At 46.7% G+C, this 19,690-nt stretch carries 24 protein-coding genes; 21 read left to right on the forward strand and 3 right to left on the reverse strand.

Annotation, left to right across the window (positions count from 1 at the left end):
• Positions 1-162 precede the first annotated feature (162 nt).
• Entirely contained in the window at positions 163-792 is a 630-nt protein-coding gene (gene maiA / locus ACJJIJ_RS04800) for a maleylacetoacetate isomerase (RefSeq protein WP_252085436.1), read from the reverse strand.
• A 75-nt stretch (positions 793-867) separates the two neighbouring features.
• Complete coding sequence (locus ACJJIJ_RS04805; protein WP_252085437.1) at positions 868-2,001, reverse strand: homogentisate 1,2-dioxygenase; 1,134 nt, start codon at positions 1,999-2,001, stop codon at positions 868-870.
• Between the two features lie 266 nt (positions 2,002-2,267).
• On the opposite strand from ACJJIJ_RS04805, the gene ACJJIJ_RS04810 reads away from it, so the two are divergent.
• The 17 genes from ACJJIJ_RS04810 to ACJJIJ_RS04890 all read left to right on the forward strand — a co-directional run bounded on the left by ACJJIJ_RS04810 (position 2,268) and on the right by ACJJIJ_RS04890 (position 14,883).
• Positions 2,268-2,768, forward strand: coding sequence for a MarR family winged helix-turn-helix transcriptional regulator (locus ACJJIJ_RS04810; protein WP_444898529.1), 501 nt, complete (start codon positions 2,268-2,270; stop codon positions 2,766-2,768).
• 25 nt (positions 2,769-2,793) lie between these two features.
• Positions 2,794-3,984 (forward strand): amino acid aminotransferase, encoded by a 1,191-nt coding sequence (locus tag ACJJIJ_RS04815; protein ID WP_444888645.1) that lies wholly within the window; start codon positions 2,794-2,796, stop codon positions 3,982-3,984.
• A gap of 68 nt (positions 3,985-4,052) precedes the next feature.
• Complete coding sequence (locus tag ACJJIJ_RS04820; protein WP_444938769.1) at positions 4,053-5,444, forward strand: class II 3-deoxy-7-phosphoheptulonate synthase; 1,392 nt, start codon at positions 4,053-4,055, stop codon at positions 5,442-5,444.
• A gap of 860 nt (positions 5,445-6,304) precedes the next feature.
• Complete coding sequence (locus tag ACJJIJ_RS04825; RefSeq protein WP_444938770.1) at positions 6,305-6,691, forward strand: hypothetical protein; 387 nt, start codon at positions 6,305-6,307, stop codon at positions 6,689-6,691.
• Positions 6,692-7,232: 541 nt separating this feature from the next.
• Positions 7,233-7,688: a hypothetical protein gene (locus tag ACJJIJ_RS04830; protein WP_444938771.1), complete on the forward strand. Its 456-nt coding sequence runs from the start codon at positions 7,233-7,235 to the stop codon at positions 7,686-7,688.
• A gap of 128 nt (positions 7,689-7,816) precedes the next feature.
• On the forward strand, positions 7,817-8,227 hold the full coding sequence (locus ACJJIJ_RS04835; RefSeq protein ID WP_444938772.1) for a hypothetical protein: 411 nt from the start codon (positions 7,817-7,819) through the stop codon (positions 8,225-8,227).
• 120 nt (positions 8,228-8,347) lie between these two features.
• The gene (locus ACJJIJ_RS04840; RefSeq protein ID WP_444895879.1) at positions 8,348-8,623 is read left to right on the forward strand and encodes a hypothetical protein; all 276 of its coding nucleotides are present in this window, start codon (positions 8,348-8,350) and stop codon (positions 8,621-8,623) included.
• Between the two features lie 114 nt (positions 8,624-8,737).
• Positions 8,738-9,238 carry a hypothetical protein gene (locus tag ACJJIJ_RS04845; protein WP_444938773.1) on the forward strand — a complete coding sequence of 167 codons (501 nt, stop codon included), beginning with the start codon at positions 8,738-8,740 and terminating at the stop codon, positions 9,236-9,238.
• A gap of 991 nt (positions 9,239-10,229) precedes the next feature.
• Positions 10,230-10,841 (forward strand): hypothetical protein, encoded by a 612-nt coding sequence (locus ACJJIJ_RS04850; protein WP_444938774.1) that lies wholly within the window; start codon positions 10,230-10,232, stop codon positions 10,839-10,841.
• Positions 10,842-10,926: 85 nt separating this feature from the next.
• Positions 10,927-11,358: a hypothetical protein gene (locus ACJJIJ_RS04855; RefSeq protein WP_444938775.1), complete on the forward strand. Its 432-nt coding sequence runs from the start codon at positions 10,927-10,929 to the stop codon at positions 11,356-11,358.
• A 70-nt stretch (positions 11,359-11,428) separates the two neighbouring features.
• Positions 11,429-11,746 carry a hypothetical protein gene (locus ACJJIJ_RS04860; RefSeq protein ID WP_444938776.1) on the forward strand — a complete coding sequence of 106 codons (318 nt, stop codon included), beginning with the start codon at positions 11,429-11,431 and terminating at the stop codon, positions 11,744-11,746.
• A 103-nt stretch (positions 11,747-11,849) separates the two neighbouring features.
• Positions 11,850-12,038, forward strand: coding sequence for a hypothetical protein (locus ACJJIJ_RS04865; RefSeq protein ID WP_353374909.1), 189 nt, complete (start codon positions 11,850-11,852; stop codon positions 12,036-12,038).
• A gap of 511 nt (positions 12,039-12,549) precedes the next feature.
• The gene (locus ACJJIJ_RS04870) at positions 12,550-12,936 is read left to right on the forward strand and encodes a hypothetical protein (protein WP_444938777.1); all 387 of its coding nucleotides are present in this window, start codon (positions 12,550-12,552) and stop codon (positions 12,934-12,936) included.
• A gap of 128 nt (positions 12,937-13,064) precedes the next feature.
• Positions 13,065-13,658, forward strand: coding sequence for a hypothetical protein (locus tag ACJJIJ_RS04875; protein WP_444938778.1), 594 nt, complete (start codon positions 13,065-13,067; stop codon positions 13,656-13,658).
• 123 nt (positions 13,659-13,781) lie between these two features.
• On the forward strand, positions 13,782-14,075 hold the full coding sequence (locus ACJJIJ_RS04880) for a hypothetical protein (RefSeq protein WP_444938779.1): 294 nt from the start codon (positions 13,782-13,784) through the stop codon (positions 14,073-14,075).
• A gap of 106 nt (positions 14,076-14,181) precedes the next feature.
• Positions 14,182-14,490 carry an immunity 53 family protein gene (locus ACJJIJ_RS04885; protein WP_444938780.1) on the forward strand — a complete coding sequence of 103 codons (309 nt, stop codon included), beginning with the start codon at positions 14,182-14,184 and terminating at the stop codon, positions 14,488-14,490.
• 99 nt (positions 14,491-14,589) lie between these two features.
• Complete coding sequence (locus ACJJIJ_RS04890; protein WP_444938781.1) at positions 14,590-14,883, forward strand: hypothetical protein; 294 nt, start codon at positions 14,590-14,592, stop codon at positions 14,881-14,883.
• 43 nt (positions 14,884-14,926) lie between these two features.
• On the opposite strand, the gene ACJJIJ_RS04895 is transcribed toward ACJJIJ_RS04890, so the two are convergent.
• Positions 14,927-15,868 carry an IS110 family RNA-guided transposase gene (locus tag ACJJIJ_RS04895; RefSeq protein WP_252082793.1) on the reverse strand — a complete coding sequence of 314 codons (942 nt, stop codon included), beginning with the start codon at positions 15,866-15,868 and terminating at the stop codon, positions 14,927-14,929.
• Between the two features lie 683 nt (positions 15,869-16,551).
• On the opposite strand from ACJJIJ_RS04895, the gene ACJJIJ_RS04900 reads away from it, so the two are divergent.
• From ACJJIJ_RS04900 to ACJJIJ_RS04915, 4 genes are all read left to right on the forward strand, one after another.
• Complete coding sequence (locus tag ACJJIJ_RS04900; RefSeq protein ID WP_444938782.1) at positions 16,552-16,785, forward strand: hypothetical protein; 234 nt, start codon at positions 16,552-16,554, stop codon at positions 16,783-16,785.
• 521 nt (positions 16,786-17,306) lie between these two features.
• Complete coding sequence (locus ACJJIJ_RS04905; protein ID WP_444938783.1) at positions 17,307-17,939, forward strand: hypothetical protein; 633 nt, start codon at positions 17,307-17,309, stop codon at positions 17,937-17,939.
• Positions 17,940-18,103: 164 nt separating this feature from the next.
• Positions 18,104-18,727: a LysE family translocator gene (locus tag ACJJIJ_RS04910; protein ID WP_444938784.1), complete on the forward strand. Its 624-nt coding sequence runs from the start codon at positions 18,104-18,106 to the stop codon at positions 18,725-18,727.
• An 89-nt stretch (positions 18,728-18,816) separates the two neighbouring features.
• The gene (locus ACJJIJ_RS04915; protein ID WP_444938785.1) at positions 18,817-19,317 is read left to right on the forward strand and encodes a hypothetical protein; all 501 of its coding nucleotides are present in this window, start codon (positions 18,817-18,819) and stop codon (positions 19,315-19,317) included.
• The last annotated feature ends 373 nt before the right edge of the window (positions 19,318-19,690 follow it).

The raw sequence follows: 19,690 nt of genomic DNA on the forward strand, positions 1-19,690 counted from the left end.
TGGTTATATTTTATTGCCTATGTGCAGAATCTTAACCACTGCGCGCTATGGTGGGCAAGTGTAAAAGCTGGGATAACAGTTGAGTTTTGTTAAGAGTTTTATGACTGGATATTCATGTAAGCCAGAGCCCGGATAAGCCGGGATCTGGCTTACTTAAATAGACTATACAGTGCTATCGGGCTGTTTTTCGGGGTGAGCATCAATAAAGGCCGCTAATTCGTTACAGGCCTGGGTGATCTTTTGTATTTTGGGGTACTGATTCATATCCATACCAAAACGTTCGGCGTTATACACCTGCGGCAGTAAGCAGCACTCAAAAAGCCCAGGGGTGTCACCAGCGGCAAAAGGCGCGGGTTCTAGCTGCTTCTCCAGGGCGGCAAATCCCAAGTGAATCCAGTGCTGAATCCACTGAATTTTCTGCTCTTCAGTCACTTTGAATTCAGAAACCAGATATTTGAGCACGCGGAGGTTTTGCAGGGGTTGGATATCGCTGGCAATGCTTTGTGCCAGGGCTCGAATATGGGCGCGAGCCTCGGCATCTCTGGGCAAGAGCGCTGGCTCTGGGTGAGTTTCTTCCAACCACTCCAAAATAGCCATAGATTGAGTGAGGCTGATGTCCCCGTCATTGAGCGTTGGCAGAAGCCCCTGGGGGTTTAACTGGCGATACTGCTCGCTGTGTTGATCGCCTTTCACTAGATTGACTGGGAGATAGTTATAGCTCAGGCCCTTTAAATTAAGCCCAATACGCACTCGGTAGCTTGCGGAGGAGCGGAAGTATCCGTAAAGGTCCATTCTCTTTCCTTTATTGTCAGTCATTATGGTGGCGGCTGGGAAAGCTGCCGATTAATTTATTAATTCTTTCCCCTGTTATTGTGGCGTTTTCCAGGAGTTCACGTAATCTTCAAACTCTATCGCCTCGGCATCCGGCAGTATATCCCATGGGGTGCGGCTATCGATCATTACCGCCACTTCATCGGTTGCCTTGCGAGCATGTTTTACGCCGGTGGCAAATGCCTTTGGGTGGGGCCCGTGGGTGAATCCCATAGGGTGCAATGTGAGCATGCCGGGGTGAATATTATCCCGGCTGAAAAAATTGCCGCGGTGGTAAAAGATAAGCTCATCGTAATCGTCATTACTGTGAAAAAACGGCACTTTTAGAGCGCCGGGATCACTCTCAATGGGGCGCGGCACAAAAGTGGCTACGACAAAGCCCGGGCCCACAAAGGTGGTATGGGCAGAGGGGGGCAGATGGTAGCGATGACTCATTACTGGGCGAATATCTCTCCAATTGATTCTTACTGCGAGGTTGTCACCGGTCCAACCAGTGGCATCTAGTGGGTTAAATGGGTAGGTGATCTTGGAGAGTTGTTGGCGTGCCTTCACCACTACCTGCCACTGGGTGTCTCCCTGTTGGGCGAGAAAGGCTTCGTCGATGCTCGGCACATCCAAGATTGCCTCGTCAAAGATAGCATTGGGGCCGAGAATCCCCTTCTCTGGGAGCTGGAAATGCCCGCCGCTTGCCTCGATCAGCAGTAATTCCAGGGGCTCGTTTTCGGTGGGGGAGAGTCTCCACATGGTCCCGCGCGGTAGGAGTATATAGTCACCATCGCGGATACTCAGCCGGCCAAAATCACAGAACAGCTTCCCACTGCCGTTGTGGACGAAGAGAAGTTGGTCGCCATCGGCATTGCGTATTAAATGGTCCATGGGTTCCCGGCAAATCCACAGGCCCACCAGGCTATTTTCATTGCGCAGAAGGGGTTTCTGGTCCCAGGGGCTATCGCCTGAATGTTGCAGTTTGGTGCTATCGAAGGCGTGTGGTCGCAGTGGGCCTGTGAATTGGCTCCAGCCTGTGGGGGGATGGCTATGGTAGAAATGCGTACAGGGGCCAAAAAAGCCCTCCTTGCCCATTTCCCTCTCAAAGGTATTGGCCGGGAAATCTGCATGGGCCTGTCGGCTGGTCTTCCCTTCAACACGGGGAAAGCGAATCCACTTGTTCATGGGCGGCCTCGCATCTTGCTCGCAGGGCGGCTGGCGGAACATTGATCAACTCGATGGACTGCCACGCATGTTTTTTGCGTTTAACCGGCAGACTGGTAACAAAAATGGCGCTGAAAACCCTATACTGTGCGACCAATTTTGTCCGGTGCTCCAGGATGTTGCTGCGCAACATTCGCGCGCGCAGTGGTTACAATTGAAACCAATGTTAGTTAAATTGGACATCTGGTACAACCGGGGTTCGAAGATAGGCAGGTGTGAGAGCAGCCATGACCAATGACCACAATGCGCCGGATGCGGCGGTAAAGCAGGATGAGTTGCGCCTGGAGAAGTTCTTGCCATATCGCCTTTCGGTGCTCTCGAACCGCGTGAGTAACGCCATCTCTCAAGCGTATGGTGCGCGCTTCCATCTCACCATTCCTGCCTGGCGGGTGATGGCCATTCTCGGGCGCTTTCCAGATCTTTCCGCCGCTGAGCTGGTGGAGCAGACAGCCATGGATAAAGTGGCCATTAGCCGCGCTGTTTCCTCTCTACTGAAGAACGATTACATCACTCGCAGTGAAGATCCTGCGGATCGCCGTCGTCAGGTTTTGAATCTGTCTGAGCTGGGGAGTGAGGTGTATGCGCGCATAGTGCCGCTCGCGCAGCAGTATGAAAATGATTTGATCGCCTCGCTCTCCTCTGAGGAGCGGGAGCAACTGGATGGCATTATCGAAAAACTGATGGTTCGCGCTAAGGAGTGGTCCGAGCGCGGCTTGATAGACCAATAAATAGGATAAATAAAGGAGTTTTCAAATGTTTGAGCATTTAAGCAGCCTACCGCCAGACCCAATTCTCGGCCTGCTGGCCAGCTACCGTGCGGATGAAAACCCCAGCAAAATTGACCTTGGGGTAGGGGTCTACAAGGATGAGGCCGGCCACACTGCCGTTTTACAGGCGGTAAAAGAGGCAGAGACTCGCTTACTGCAAAGCGAGGAAACCAAAGCCTATATTGGCCCTGCGGGTACCCCAGGGTTTAATTCGGTGATGCAGGAGCTGATACTGGGCGCTGGGCATCCGGCCATGATTGGAGGCCGAGTGCGCTCAGCGCAAACCCCCGGTGGATGTGGAGCCCTGCGCGCTCTGGCAGAGCTGATCAATCGCGCCAAGGCCGGGGCCACGGTTTGGGTGAGCGATCCTACCTGGGCAAACCATGTTCCTCTTCTTGGTAACGCTGGCCTCAACATCAAGAGTTATCCTTATTACGACCGCGCTACCAGCAGCTTGCAATTCGACAAAATGGTGGAGACCCTAAAGAACGTGGGTGAGGGTGATGTGGTTCTGTTCCACGCCTGCTGCCACAACCCCTGCGGTGCGGATCTTTCTCGCGAGCAGTGGAAAGTACTGGCAGAAATGGCGCAAAAACAGGGCTTCACCCCATTTATCGATATGGCCTACCAGGGCTTTGGCGAAAGCTTGGAAGACGATGCCTATGGTCTGCGCTTGATGGCTGAATCTGTGCCCGAGATGTTAGTGGCAGCCTCCTGTTCTAAAAACTTCGGCCTCTACCGTGAGCGTGTAGGCCTGGCGATGGTGATCTATGCCAACGGTGAGAGCGCTGATAAAGGCCATAGCCAGATGCTGAGTGCCATTCGTGGGAACTATTCCATGCCACCTTCCCACGGTGCAGCGATTGTGGAATCTATCCTTACAGATGCAGGCCTTAAAGCGAACTGGGAAGCGGAATTGACCGAGATGCGTGAACGTATCAACGGGCTACGCGCCGGTTTGGTAGAAGGCTTGGCCGCTGCCGGAGCTGCTGGTGATTTCGGCTTTATCCGCCAGCAGAAAGGCATGTTCTCCTTCCTGGGCATTAGTCCAGAGCAGGTGCAGCAGCTGCAGAAGGACTATTCCATCTATATGGTGGACTCCAGCCGCATCAGTATTGCCGGTTTGAGCTCCAACAATATGGAATACTTCTGCAAGGCAGTTGCCAGCGTGCTGTAAATTCGGCACATTTGGGGGTGAGCGTATTGCTCACCCTTAAGTTTTACCCAAAGAAGTAAGAGTGAAAGATGGAAGTTGAGCTAGGAGTCCCAGTGTCTGAATCCCCCACCCAAATCTGGACCCCGCAGAGCTGGCGAAACTTCACCGCACACCAACAGCCCAAATACACGTCCACCGATGATGTTGCCCAGGTTGCCAAACAGTTAGCTGGCCACCCACCTTTGGTATTTGCTGCCGAAGCGCGTGAGCTGCGCCGTCAATTGGCCCAGGTAGCGGAGGGTAAGGCGTTTTTGTTACAGGGCGGCGACTGTGCCGAATCTTTTGCCGATTTCAACGCAAACCGCATTCGCGATACATTTAAAGTGCTGCTGCAAATGGCTGTAGTACTGACGTTTGCAGGTAATTTACCCGTAGTAAAAGTGGCACGGATGGCCGGCCAGTATGCCAAGCCCCGATCTGCCGATACAGAAACGATTAATGGTGTTGAGCTGCCAAGTTACCGTGGAGATATTATCAACGGTATCGACTTTACTACGGAAGCTCGCCAGCCAGATCCCCAGCGTATGGTCACCGCTTATAACCAGTCGGCGGCGACTCTCAACCTGCTGCGCGCCTTCGCCCAGGGCGGCCTGGCTGATTTACACCAGGTGCATGGTTGGAACCTGAGCTTTCTTAAAAACAATCCGCAGCGTGAAAAATACGCACTCTTAGCCGAGCGCCTGCAAGAAGCGCTGGAATTTATGGCGGTGTGCGGTGTTACCTCAGAAAATACTCCCGCAATTCGAGAGACGGTGCTTTACACTTCACACGAAGCACTATTACTGGAATACGAGCAGGCGCTCACTCGCACCGATAGCCTCACCGGTAAATGGTATGACTGTTCTGCGCATATGCTCTGGATTGGTGAGCGAACTCGCCAGCTGGATGGTGCCCATGTGGAATTCCTCTCCGGGGTTTGCAATCCTATCGGCGTAAAAGTCGGCCCCAATATGCAGCCTGATGAGCTGCTGCGCTTGATCGATAAGCTCAATCCTGAGAACGAAGCTGGCCGCCTTACCTTAATTACCCGTATGGGAGCCGATATCCTCGCCGATAAGCTGCCCGCACTGGTGCGTGCAGTGCAAGCAGAGGGGCGCTCTGTGGTCTGGAGTACCGACCCCATGCATGGCAACACGGTAAAAGCTGGCAATGGCTACAAAACCCGCGATTTTGATAAAGTTTTACGAGAGATCCGTGACTTCTTCTCGGTACACTGGTCCGAAGGTAGTCACCCCGGCGGTATCCACCTGGAAATGACCGGTGAACATGTGACTGAGTGCACCGGTGGCGCTTGGAAAATTTCCGAAGCGGATCTTGCCAGCTGCTATCGCACCCAATGCGACCCAAGACTGAATGCCGACCAAGTGCTGGAGCTGGCTTTCTGCGTATCTGAATGGCTGCGTGCAGGTCGGATTGCCTAACGGCTTAATTTAAATACTAATACATTAAAACCCCTTGCTCTGAGATCGACAGTTGGACAAGGGGTTTTTCTTTACTGGAAATAAAGCTGAGAGTTCAAAGCCGGGAGCTAAGAAATGGCCCCCAGCTTGAGTGCCAGTTAGTAGTTCCAGCGTTCAATAATTTCAAATTTGAAACCTATATCCATTTCGTGACCCAAACAGACCAGAGATTTCGGTCGTCGTGACCGTTATTTCTGAGTATTTGTAGATTGGTGATGAAAGCCTAATGAAATCAACGGGTTGGATGCGGCAAGAAATCTTTGATAGTGGTCATGATGACCATTTTTCCATTTGTGAAGATGGTGCCACTTGATTGTATCTAGTTGATTTTTGAGGGGAAGTCAGAGCCATGGCGGGAATTTGCATCTGAAATAGTAATCAAGATAATAGTGGTCGTGATGATCACTATATAAATGTTATTGTGGCGGTCAATTATTAGATAGTTTGTAGTTGCTGCAAGTAACAATCCCTACCTAAACATGCTTCGCCAGAGAGTTCTCCTGCAAACTGGTACCACAGTTTCGTTCAAGTGCCTTCGTTTTAAGCCAACAAGTTCTGTAAGCCAGCTGCTTCATTGTGGAGTGCCAGTCAGATAGTTAATTGGTTGGGAAAGTATGGTATTTTCCCTTGCAAATTTATCGGGCAGTGGCCAGCCAAAGGTGGCTGGCAAAGAGCAATTAGGTTGTTCAGTGCGCGCCAGCTATAACCAGGCCAGGCAAGATCGCCCAGCCGGAGGCAGGGCTGGACAGCCTACGCTTTGCTTCGGCTGCCCTTGCTGGCAACGTTATGCATCTGAGATCGAAATCTAAGCTGGAGTAAGCATGAAGCGTCTTACACCATTAATTCATTTTATTATTGGGCTAGGGGTTGTCCTAATCTGGTATTTCTGGCCGCCATTCATCGGTTATGCACAGAAATTGTCCAATCATCTTGCGGAAATTTTCGGCGGCGAATTTCTGATATTTGCAGGCCCGGTCCAATTCATGTTTTTAGTGATGGGGCTTATTACAGGTTATTTATTCAGAAAGGCCGCTTTCGGTCTTGCTTTATTGCAAGTTTTGCCTTCGTTTGTATTGTTTGGGTTGCTGAACTTCTCAGATGCTCCATTTTACTTGAAACTACTTTACGGGGCTTCGCTCGTAGTCGCGTCATTGTTGGGTGCATATTTGGGTGGGGCGGTTCGTCCTAGAGCTCCAAAAAATGCATAACAAACGCAAGCAGTATGCTACGGCCCTTCGGGCCTCCGCGGGACGCCCAACGCTATGCACGTTTTGTGCGGGTCGCTGCGCTCCCAGTTTCGCGCAAAACGTGCATAGCATTGGTCGCCCCTGTTGCGGGCGTTATTGGTCGCTCGCTCCAGTTTTGTGAGGGTTCCGTTAAGAATAGCAGATGATTATTGGGGTGCTGTATAAAAAAACAGTATTGGCGGGGGGGGGCCATAGTCAACGGTTCGACCTTCGTGTAAGCTTCGAAGCTTCAGCGACGCTCGCATAACGAAGTTGATGCGGACGGCGCAGCCGCTTCGAAGCAAGGCCGCGAACCTAGAGCTGCTAATTTCTCTCTCCGAATCGTGGTAGACAGTAGCAAGAAAGATATTTGTAGTGGATTTGTACACAATGCCACGAGCAACAAATAACAACCCGATGATGCGGAAACCTAAAAGTTGTCATTCCCTTTGCTTGCGCAAAGGTACCGCCAACTTCCTTAACGGTTCCGCATATCTATTTTCGTTAGCACTCAAAACAAACCATGAACTACATACAGGAAAATACATCGGAAGTTGATTTCTATACGAGCATGAATGATGTGGCTCGTTGGCTTGAAATCGATCCCAAAGATTATGATTGGCATATCTCCGATATAGAAGGAGCTTGGCCCGAGCTGGATGATCCCTCATGGGTGCGTGGTGAAGAGCTAGCCGTAAAGCTTAAGGAATATGACTATCAGTTTGTTTGGTCTGTTCTTTCTGCATTTCCAAAAGGAACTGAGCCATTTACCACAGACAAACCATTTGCCGATGGAAATCCTGAGTTCTGGGAAGGAGAGCCAGAAAAACAACTTCAAGATTCTCAGTTTGAAATTGTATGCTGGGATAGTAGCGCAACCCTATTCATCGGATTACCCGATGCTTTAGGTAAAAAGCTTGTGGCTAATGCTCCGGGCATTAAAGACTTAAACAAAGCAAATAGGCAGCGTCAGTGCTAACCAAGCCAGGCAGTACGCTCCGGCGCTGCGCGCCTCCGCCGGACGGCCTACACAACGCGCTTCGCGCTAAAAACGTTACGGCCGCCGCTGCTGGCGGCGTTATGGCTAAATGAGTGGTTGAGCTAGAGATGAAAGAAGAAGAGTATAAAAAAGAAAAAGAAATATTGCGAAGCCTGAAAAAACAAGAAAGCTTTTGGGGTATGTTGATTGCTACAATTATTGGGATTTTTCCAACTTTGGCAGTTTTTTATGCTGCACCAGAATTGTTTATCTCTATTTTGGGGTGGGTTATTCCAGGAGCAGTCCTTGGAGGCTTTGTTAGGTTGGCGATAAGCGCGCATAGTGTGAAACTTAGGCTTATCCCTGCCGGTTTATTATTTCTACTTGGACCTTTATTGCTGTATGAAACAGGAAATCCGTTTACTTTTTTCATCGGCCCTATGAACATGTTTATAGTCCTCATAATTACAAGGCCAAAATTATCAAAAGAGCAGGAGCGTGCGCTTTGGCTCAAGCGGCAGGGCAAGCTCCAGCTATAACAATTCGCTGCTGAGGGACAGCCTACTTTGTGCATATTTTATGCGGCTTGCTGCGCTCGCATATTTGCATAAAATGAACACAAAGTAGCCCGCCCCAGAGCTCAGCGTTAAGAGGCAAATTTGAGACTGATTAAATATAGTGCAACCTGGTACTTAATTGGAGCATTTGGTTGGTATTTATCTGGTGTTGCTATTAGTCTTTTCCAGCATTCAGAAAGCCACTTTGAAAGTATGGCCTTATTTTTTAGCCCCATTGCAGTGCCATTCACTTTGTATGATTATTTAGGTCGTTCACAAAGTAAGTTGGAGGGAAGTGTAGTTGTTATGGGGTTATCTTATACACTAATTCTAATATTGTTATTTTTGTTGTGGCATCGCAATAAAAATGCCTCTTAACCAGGCCAAGCAGGATTGCCCAGCTGACAGCTGGGCTGGACGGCCTACGCTTTGCTTCGGCCGCCCCTGTTGGCAACGTTATTGGGCCTGCCACATCTAACCAAGATATTGAACATGAAATTAAATGTACTTATTAGCTTATTGTTTATGTTAGTTTGCTCCAAAGCTCTAGCCTGGGAGCCTTCTCAAGCATACGCTAAAAAGATTTCTCTGGAATACGAGCTATTTCCACCTTTTGGTAATACCCAAATAAATATGAAAGTTAATGGGGATGGTTACATTGAGCTTTTATCAATATCTACTGGCGGACGATCTATCATAATCCCTGCTAACGAGTTGCAAGAGTTTAGGTATCCGAGTCTTCCAGATGTTGAGATAATGCACTACGGAGAAAAAGATGCGGAGAGTGGTCTTGGCGGTACATTCTCTCTTTGTGTTCCGTATGGACGTATTAAGAGAGTAGAAAACGAAAAGTATTGGCAGAGACCTGTTTTAGCAGTTTTTATTACTCCAAGCGAGGAGCGGATCCGAGATGTCCCTTTGCCAAAAAACAATACTTACTATAGTGAGTTTAATGGTTGTGAAATATCTGCGCAGGAAGTCTATGGTTTTTAAAAGCCCAATAACAAAGCCATTAAAAACCGCGCTTCCAGCGCTGGACTCGCAACAAGTTGCTCGCCTTTTATGGCGGCGTTATTGGTCGCTCGCTCCAGTTTTGTGAGGGTTCCGTTAAGAATAGCAGATGATTATTGGGGTGCTGTATAAAAAAACAGTATTGGCGGGGGAGCCCATAGTCAACGGTTCGACCTTCGTGTAAGCTTCGAAGCTTCAGCGACGCTCGCATAACGAAGTTGATGCGGACGGCGCAGCCGCTTCGAAGCAAGGCCGCGAACCTAGAGCTGCTAATTTCTCTCTCCGAATCGTGGTAGACAGTAGCAAGAAAGATATTTGTAGTGGATTTGTACACAATGCCACGAGCAACAAATAACAACCCGATGATGCGGAAACCTAAAAGTTGTCATTCCCTTTGCTTGCGCAAAGGTACCGCCAACTTCCTTAACGGTTCCGCATATCTATTTTCGTTATGTGTAGGCCGTTATGAGATCGATAGTTCTACTTCTATTTATAATTTCTAGTAACGCCATGGCATCTGGCGCATGTGTTTGTAAAGGCGATGCGACCGTAATTAGTACTTCTGAAGTAGCGGTCGAGGTTTCTATCTCTGAGGGGGTAGCTTGTGAGGGTAATGGTTGTTGTATAACTGGGAACTCTAATTACTCTGTCTTCTTTGAAAAAGAAAATAGCGTAGAACCTTTTCATCGCTATATGTCAAAATCGGGGGCATACCTGAAAAACATGCCAAAATCATATGAATTCGGTTTCGTCTATTCGTGCAGTACAAGTGAAGAAGGTGGTTTTTCACAGTGGCTTATAGAACCACAGAAATAAAAATACATAACAAGTGCCGGCACGACCGCAAATGCTTCGCATTTTCTGGACCTTCGGTGCTTCGCACCTCCGGCCCGTGCGGCAGGCGTTATGCACAAAAGGAGCTTTGTAGTTGATATCTCTATCCAATCAAATAGACGATATTTTACTGGAGCCGATGAAGATTCCAGATGCTTTTGAGAAGCTCTTCAGCTGGATTGAAAAAAACGGCTTCTACGAAGATGCGGAAGATGGGAGAGTTGGCTACCTATATCCAATCGGCAAGCTTAGATCTGAATGGAGTAGCAATGAAAGGCCTGGTGGAACGCTGATTGAATTCTATGCAGAGAAAGACTGTGATTTATTCTACTTCATAAATGAAAAAACAAAGGGTCGACTTCGGGTCTTCGCCAGAACCGGTGGTGATGGGTCAATGGCTGCGTTTTGGATTGATGATGAAGGGCAGCAAAAAATTGTACATATAGGGTCGGGCTCTGGGTCCATGCTCGCTTGTGTCTTATGTGATGATCCTTTGGACTTTTTAAGGCTTATCGCCATAGGGTACGATGAGATCTGCTGGAATGATGAGTTCGATCTTACACCCAGCGAAAGCTTCAAAAATAGTAACTTTACGGTTCAGCCAAATTTAAAATATCAAGATTGGCTAATTCATGAGTTTCAAACTTCTATTCCAAGTAAAGCCAGTGAAATAGTCAAAAAGCCTGCGGAATATGGAGATGAAGATTCAAAGGATCCATTTTGTAAGTGGTTAATAGAAAATGATGCATAACAAAGCCAGCCAGAAGGACCAAAAAACCGCCGCTTCGCTCAGGCTTTTCGGCCTCTGCTGGCGGCGTTAAGCCTCAAGAGTGTTTATGAGTATTCTAGAAAAATTTATGTCTGGAAGCCCTGATGAAATTTGGTCTGCTAGCTGTGAAGTAGCCAAATGCAAGAACTTAGAATTACTCGATTCTATTTCAGACGATCTTGAGGTTATTGAGCAAGCAACTGCCGGTATAGATCTAGGAGGTGGTTTCTGCCCAAATAGTTACCATTTAAAGTTTGCGTTGAAGAAGCTCCGTGTTGTGAGGAAAAGAGGAGGTTGTCTTTGCTCCCTCTATCCTGAGTACATGTTTTTCAACCCGATTTATGAGGAAAAGGCATGCAGTGTTACCATATCGGAAGTCGCAAAGATTGATGGGAAATGGATTGATTATTACATGTGTAAATGTACTAACTGCCACTCACTTTATAGGGTTGAAGAAAGAGAAGGACACTTTACATTTTGGTCATGGAAAAAGGCTTAACAAGTACGTGCAGTGGATTGGTTACACTGCGTTTCACCAACCACTGGCGTAAGCGTTATGTGTCCTAAGTATGAATGACGAAGAAATTAATAAGTTGCTTGATGCAGATAAGAAATATTCTTTGCCACAAGTGGTTATGGATAGAGAGTTCGCTCTTGGCCTTGTTAGCTCAAATGACCCAAGCTTTTTGAGCAAAATTCCACAGCCTTACCGGGATGGCGTTATCGATATGGGCGTCACCTTAGAAGGAGAGTGGTTAGAGTTTTCTAGCAATGGGTGTGTTGACTACTCGGAGCATTTGCCGGCATTAAAGTCCCTGGTGAAACAATATTTAGAATCGGTGCCTTTAGGGGAGTATATAAATTTCAAGCATGCTAAAAACACATAACAAGGTGGTGTTGTGCGCACCACATAAAACGCGGTGCGGGACGGCTACGCTATCGCTCCGCCGCCCCAAACCACGGCGTTATGTGTACTAGGAACCATCGAATATGAGTAGAAGTATCCATCAAACCGTAAAAGGAGTTTATGGCGGAAAGTCGGCTCGTGAGATGCATCGTATGCTGAACGAGAATGATCCCGACACTCAAGAGCTTGGGAAAAAGTACTCATATAAAAACTCTGAGCGGGAAAGGCGCAGCTACAAAAAGCAAATGAAAGAGATTGAGAGTGAGCGGTAAATGCATATTGCGCGTTCACATAACAAGCCGCAGCAACTGCTCCCGTCGGTCGCTGGGACCGCCAAAACGCTGCGCTTATTTGTCGGCCCCTGTGCGGGGCGTTATTGGTCGCTCGCTCCAGTTTTGTGAGGGTTCCGTTAAGAATAGCAGATGATTATTGGGGTGCTGTATAAAAAAACAGTATTGGCGGGGGAGCCCATAGTCAACGGTTCGACCTTCGTGTAAGCTTCGAAGCTTCAGCGACGCTCGCATAACGAAGTTGATGCGGACGGCGCAGCCGCTTCGAAGCAAGGCCGCGAACCTAGAGCTGCTAATTTCTCTCTCCGAATCGTGGTAGACAGTAGCAAGAAAGATATTTGTAGTGGATTTGTACACAATGCCACGAGCAACAAATAACAACCCGATGATGCGGAAACCTAAAAGTTGTCATTCCCTTTGCTTGCGCAAAGGTACCGCCAACTTCCTTAACGGTTCCGCATATCTATTTTCGTTAGAGCTTAAGAATGTTAGTATGAAAGTATATGTTTTTTTAATGGCGGCAATCATTTTGGTTGCTTGCGGTCAAGCGGATGAGTCATTTAGAGCGCAAATGCCTAGTGGTTTAGAAATTACTATTTTAAGAATTTCTAAAGCGGACGTAAATGGAGTTGAATCGCTAACTCTAGATTACGAGTCCAACGTGAGTATCAACGATGATGTAGAAATTAATAACGAGCTTTCTCAAGTATGGGAGGGTTTTAGGAAAAAGGTTGATGAAGCAAGCTTGAAGGCTGCTGTAGTTCGTGCTCACAATACAAAGAGCAAGGGAGCTATTAAAACAGAGGGAATTGCTCGCTGGTACTATTTTCATCATTCCAGTAATGGTGAATGGGTGCAAGGTAAACCCGGTGGCAATTAAGCTCTAACCAGGCGCTGCACCGGACGGCCAACGCTATGCACCTTTGTGCTGGTCGCTTCGCTCCCATTTTCGCACAAAGGTGCACAGCATTGTCCGCCGGTGACCGCGGCGTTAGGTTCGGGGAGAGTATGAATAGGTTTATTTTATTGATTTTACTTTTTCTTCCAGTTGTATCGGCCGGTACTACTTTGCCGAGGGTTGAAATTGGTGAGCTGCTAGATCGGTCAGATGTTACTGCTATTGTTAGAATAGAAAATGGTAGTACATTAGGAACTGAAGAGAAGCCATGTGGAGTTTCTTACAAGGCAAAGGTAATCAATCCTATAAAAAATTCAAAAGTAGGTGAATATATAGAGTTCGGTTATTTTATTGGCCACGGTTTAGGTAATTATTATCTTGTATTTCTAAATAGGAAAGAAAGTGTCTTTAGACCTTTAATGAGTACGAATTCTACTTCGCAAGCAGCTGAGGCAGAATTACGGAAAAATTGTCTATCAAGTTTTCCTGATTTGATTGTCATGCACAGTGGTTATGGTATTAGAAAGTTAGAGCGCCCAAGCGAAAATGGATACAAGGATGCCATATTACTTCCTACTCGTTATGTGGATATCAATACACCTGAAAAACTTTTAGAAACAGAAAGGGAAATATGTTACAGCTGGGAAAACTGTAAATGGATTGCTAAAGAATATTTATTGGAATATCTTGGTGGGCAAAAATAAAATACCTAACAAATTGCTGCAGCTGACACCTTGAACTTAGTTTGAATTTCGCGCTGATGCGCAAAATCACCCTAAGTTCAATGCGCAGCTGAGCAAGGCGTTATGCACTCCAGAAAGCGAATTATGACTAACAAATTGAGACCAGCGGAGACCACTGAAATCGATGGGCGACATAGAGAGGTTCAGTTACTCATTAACATAATTGAACCCGACCCAGAGTTTCAGCCTAGCTTCGTTTCCGATCTTGCTTCTTTGGATGATATTACCGGTCAGATGGGCGAAGAAATTGAAGAAAAGATCCGATTTTACTTTAAAGGCGATCTACCCGCTCCGCTAACGACCCCAATCTGGCAATATGTAGATATTATTAAAAAGTGCTATCCAGGATGGCCGGACGAATGGCCGCCTGAGCACTAGTGCATAACAAATCAATTAACTTCGCTCCAACCGCTACGCGGCTTCCGCCGGAAAGCCCACGCTTTGCGCGGTCTGCCGGTTATTGAGGGCGTTAAGCATCAAAAACATGGAAGCTCTCAAAGAACTTGAAGAATGGTATTTTTCTCAGTGCAATGAGGACTGGGAACATACCTATGGCATTGAAATCGGTACTCTTGATAATCCAGGCTGGTTTCTAAAGGTAGACATCACCGATACAGATATAGAAGAAAAGAATTATGAAGGTTTTTCCTACGGTGTAGGTGATGACGCCGAAGCGAGTGGGAACGACTGGATTATTACAAAACTAGAAGGCGGTAAGTTTGTTGGTTATGGCGGCCCTCACAAACTAAGCGAGCTGATAAAGCTCTTTCTAAAGTGGGTAAAAAATGCTTAACAAGCCGCAGCAATCGCTCCCGTTGGTCGCTGGGACAGCCAAAACGCTGCGCTTTTTTGTCTGCCCCTGTGCGGGGCGTTATGCATCAAGGAGAAAATAATGAAAGTAGAGCATGGAAAAATCGAAGGTGATGTTGAAATCACTTCAGAGTTAAAGATGCATGGTATCTTCACTGGAAATGTAGTAGTCAAGAAAGGCGGCCACTTGATTCTGCATGGTATGGCCACGAAGTCTTTAACCGTAGAGTCGGGGGCGATAGTAGATATCCCGGGTATGGTTACCGGCAACGTAATAAATGATGGGGGAAGGCTGAGTATTGCGGGAACGGTATTGGGCAAAGTTATTAAAAATTCCGGTGAAACCAATATTCTCGAAGGTGCTGCACTTGGCTAAGTCCGTAATGCATAACAAGTGACTATGGTCCTTTGTCAAGTATTTAAGCCATTTTCTCATCCCAGTAAGTGTTGTTTTTTACCATCGTATTTAGAATGGTAAGTTGCTTCCTCATACATGCGATAAGGGCTACTTTCTTTGGTTTACCAGCAGCGACCAGGCGCTCATACATTGGCTTTAATTTAGGGTGGCATTGTATTGCCGACATCATAGAAACAAACAAAACCGTGCGTACACGATGTCGCCCACCTCGAATATAGCGCTTACCCTGGAAGCTGCCGCTATCACGATTCATCGGGGCGATACCCACAAGTGCCGCAATCTCTTTGCGGTTCAACTTGCCCAGCTCAGGAAGTTCGCTCATTAGCGTGTAAGCCAGTACATTGCCAACTCCTTTAGCACTTAATAAGAGATCGCGTTTTTGTCGCCACTCGGCAACACTGTTAACAAGTTTATCAAGTTGCTTATCGACCCCTTCTAGCTCTTTCTTGATGGCTTTTAAGATAGCCTGAATGGGCTTGTGAACAGATTTGGGCATTCTCTTGAGGCGATTCTTTTGCATTGTGCTCATTTCTAAGCACTGGTTCCTGACCGTCAGTAAATCACTAATATTTCTAAGTTTTTCTGGTTTGATTGATGACAATCTTGGCTTCATTGCTTCACCAAAATGTGCGATATCAATTGCATCTAGCTTATCTGTTTTGGCGAGTCGCCCCGCTGACTTTGCAAAGTTTCTTACTTGTAAAGGATTGCAAACAACTATCGGCAGTCCCGCTTTATAAGCAGCACAGACGAATTCTAATTCTAGTCTTCCTGTGGACTCGATTAATACTCTTTGCGGTTTAAGCGGTTGTAGTTGTTTAATGGCGTCTTTAATACCCTCTTTGTTATTGGTAACACTAAAGAACTGGCCATTAGGTCTCACATATATATCGAGTTGTTTACTGCTGGTATCGATACCGACATTGATCTCTTGAGGTTCCATAAGATAAGCTATCTCCGCCTTGCTATTCGGGCTCGAGGCCCACATGACTATTCGAGTTATGCCTAGTGAGTGTCTGTCACGTTCATACTTGTTAACGGTCTTTATGAACCGGCGCAGCAACGAACTGTGACAAACAAGGCCTTCGGTGGCCGCCGAAGGTGGGTCTCAATTTACCCGTTAGCGAAAAGGATTTTCAACATCAGAATTGGACAAGAACAACCATACAAAAAGCAGCAAGATTGCCCACAAAATATGTGGGCTGGACGGCCTACGCTTTGCTTCGGCCGCCCGTGTGCTAGGCGTTATATTTCAGAGAAATCATGATAGATAGCAAGAAAAATCCAGTTGAATGGAGTCAATTAATGAGTGAGCTAGAAGATGCACATGAGCATCTAGGTGATCTCATTAAAGAAATGGGATCTAGGGGAGCGTCGATATCGAGGGCTATTCTATAGATATAGCTCATATATATGCGCACTTAAATCGAGCGTGGAATTCCCGTGATTTCAAAGGTGAGATGAGTGAATCTCAATGGGAGGAGTTTCGTTCTTTTCCCTCTGATTTGGAGCCAATCGCATAATGAAATATAACCAGCGGCGGCACAATCGACCTTCGGCCTGGACTCAGCACTGCGTGCTTCGCCTGTGCGCCGGACGTTATAGCTCCTTAATGGATCATGCGCAATGAACGAGCTGTTTAATATTTCCAACATCGAAGCCCTGGGTATATTGCTATGGTTTTGTGTTGTATTAGTTCTTAGCTATATGCTAGCTATCAAAAAAACCTTAAAGGTTAAACGAACGGTTATAGTTGGTGGATTTATGGCATTATTACCTCCACTGGCAATTATATATTTGGTCTCGCTACTACTTAGAAAAAGCCTTTCTGTATTAGAGAGGTCAGATGAGACGTTATAACAAAACACTGAAAATTCGCCCCCAAAAAACGTGGGCTGGACCTCCGGCAAAAAACGCCCCCGGCCTTTTAGCTTTGCGTTATCATTTGTGGCTTTTGAAAATTTAGGGGTAGCTCGTGTTTCATTTACTTGATCAAGCTCAATGGTTGTATGAAAAGCGTGCTGCGAATTGTCCTCACTGCGGAGCTGCACACGAGGAGCGAAGATTTGATTGTCATCTTTGTCACATTGATTTCAGTAGCGATGAAATAGAAAAAATGGATGAGCAACGGATAATGAGTTTCAAGCGTTCTGCAATTTCTGGTTTGATATTTTTCCCTATATTTATTGCTCTCTTTACTTTATTTCTAACTAATTACCGGTAGTACATGATAACAAGTTGCTGCATCCGACCACCTACACTCTGCTCGCTTTGTACTGTACTGTACGCTAGCACAAAGCGGCTCCATTCCGATGGCGGCTGAGCAAGGCGTTATCTGGCGTGAAGTTGAACCAGTGGGGCATTAATCGACCGAGACTCAAATGAAACTCGACAGCGGGATCCGGTTAGAAAGCGACGGCGAGCAAGCTGACTTGTATGCACTCGACGAAATCAACACAGCGCTGGCGCCGATCGGCGCCCGGATTTGGGCGCAGGATTGGTCGGGCCTCTCCAACGACCTTAAGGCCTTTTTGGCCGATACCAAACCTTCGACGGAGCGTGTCGCGGAAGTGATGCCACACTTTCTGCTATCCCGTGAACGTCTACTGGAAATCATCGCCCAGGCGGGACGCGAGCCCCATATTCCCGGAGGCGGAGAGCTGACCACACTGGACGAGACTCATGGCGTTTCCTATCCGCAACTGTATGTCGCACAGGAAGGTGAGGACTTTTCGCGTTTTGACCGAATGCATGTGAACATTAGCGCCGACGGGACGCCTGTCGATGACGTGGTACAACTTCTCTGCGGCAGCGGTTTGGTTGTGCACTTCCGTATTCCTTCGGGCGAGACGTTCAAAGTATATCTTGCCTGCCCCACGCCCGATGCTGGCTGGCTTTTAACTTTTGATTGCGCCACCCCATTTATCGGCAGCTTTAGCGGCGGTTCGGCTGGGGCCAAAGCCGTCACCCAAGTCATCGGCCCTGCACGCTGGAGAATGGAGTATCTTGAATAAAGATGTCTGCGCAGCTAACGGACGCGCTCAATCAATGGAAAATGGCAACAGCCAGATAACAACGCGTTGCACCGGAATAAGGGCGTCGTCCTTCCTCCAGCTACCCAACCAAACGAACGCCCTTACCTGATGAACACCACCGTTAGCTGCCTATGGAGAGTTTAATGCAAATAGAAAGTTGGTTAGCATTCTGTTCGATTGCTTTGTTGGCAACAGCAACTCCAGGACCAGCAACTTTGTTGGTATCAACAAACAGTTTGATGTATGGCTTCAAAAAATCATTGATCACGGTTTTGGGTAATATTTCTGGACTACTTCTTATGTCCAGCTTTTCTGTTTTAGGCTTGAGTGCAATTGTTCTCAATTCGGCTATTGCTTTTACTGTATTAAAAATCGCAGGTGCAATTTACCTTATCTACATGGGCGTAAATCTATGGAGGAAAGGCATAACACCAATGGAATTAAAGCAAACAAAAAAAGGTAAGAAGCATACTATCAGTCTATATTTTCAGGGTATTTTGGTTTCCGTTACAAATCCTAAGGCGATTGTTTTTACAACAGCATTATTCCCACAATTCATAGTAGTTTCAGAGTCATTACTTCCACAGTTCACTGTGCTGGTTTTAAGCTTTATGTGTTCATCGTTTGTCTGTCTATCTACATATTCGTATCTGGCACGGAGAGCAAAGAACAAAACAGCCAAAATATTTTCAGGTCCTATTGCAGGTAAAGTATTTGGCTCAACATTCATCGGTGCCGGTTGTATATTGGCATCAGCATCAAGGTAATCGGTAGCTAGCAAGTGGCGCCTACGGCGCACTTGAACCAAGCGTTACTAAACATACATTAATTCGAGCAAGTTGAGGAATTTAGACTAGTGAGTACAAATTATACCTTTCATCCAATAAGCCCAGAAAACATCGAGAAGATTAGGGAAAATGAATTTCTTTATTGGTTGCTATTAGAGGATAGTGAGTATTACGAAGAGGAAACTGGTGAAGTGCCTCCTGCGGACTTTAAGGTTAGTAGCAGAGAAGGGTCAGTTTTAATTGATGACTGGAATATTAAAACTGTTGATTGGGTTAAGGAAGTTTTAGATTCAAGATATCCCAGAATAATCAAATCTCTAGAGCAACTTAGCTACCAATTTGGAGAAGATTGTGGAGATGGTGTGGATTTTGGTTTTGGCCCTATAGCAATAATCACCTACGAGCAAGTGGTAACAGCTTTAGATAACCTGTCTGAGATTACGGAAGGTTCTTCGTTAGAAGGAAAAGTAGAAGATATTAAATTCATTGGGGACTGGTTAATTGAATTGAAGTCAGCACTTCAAGAGGTTCTTAATTCAAAATTTGGATTGATTCGGAAGCTCGGTTAGTAACAAGACCAAGCACGATCGCAAATGCAAGCATTTGCTGGACCTCCGGCGTTATCGCGCCTCCGGCCCGTGTTGGTAGGCGTTAGGTGAAAAGATAGTTCGGAGAAACAAAATTATGCTAGGGAACATAAAAGGCATTGGGGTTTTGCTGTTGCTAAGCATAGTATTTTCATCTCAAGCTCATGCCGAAGATAATCGGAAAATTTGGGAGTGCAATAATGGAGGTTATTACAAATCAAAAGCCGAGCATACCCTGTGGCTTGTCGAAGATGGAAAAATTTCCTATGTGAAATTCTATGATTCACGCATACCCGCTAGATACTATCTGCACGGCTTAGAAAGAAGATGGGATTAGGAAGGCGGTAATTTTAGC

The sequence above is a fragment of the Microbulbifer mixtoriginis (SeqCode) genome (genome assembly GCF_052467945.1).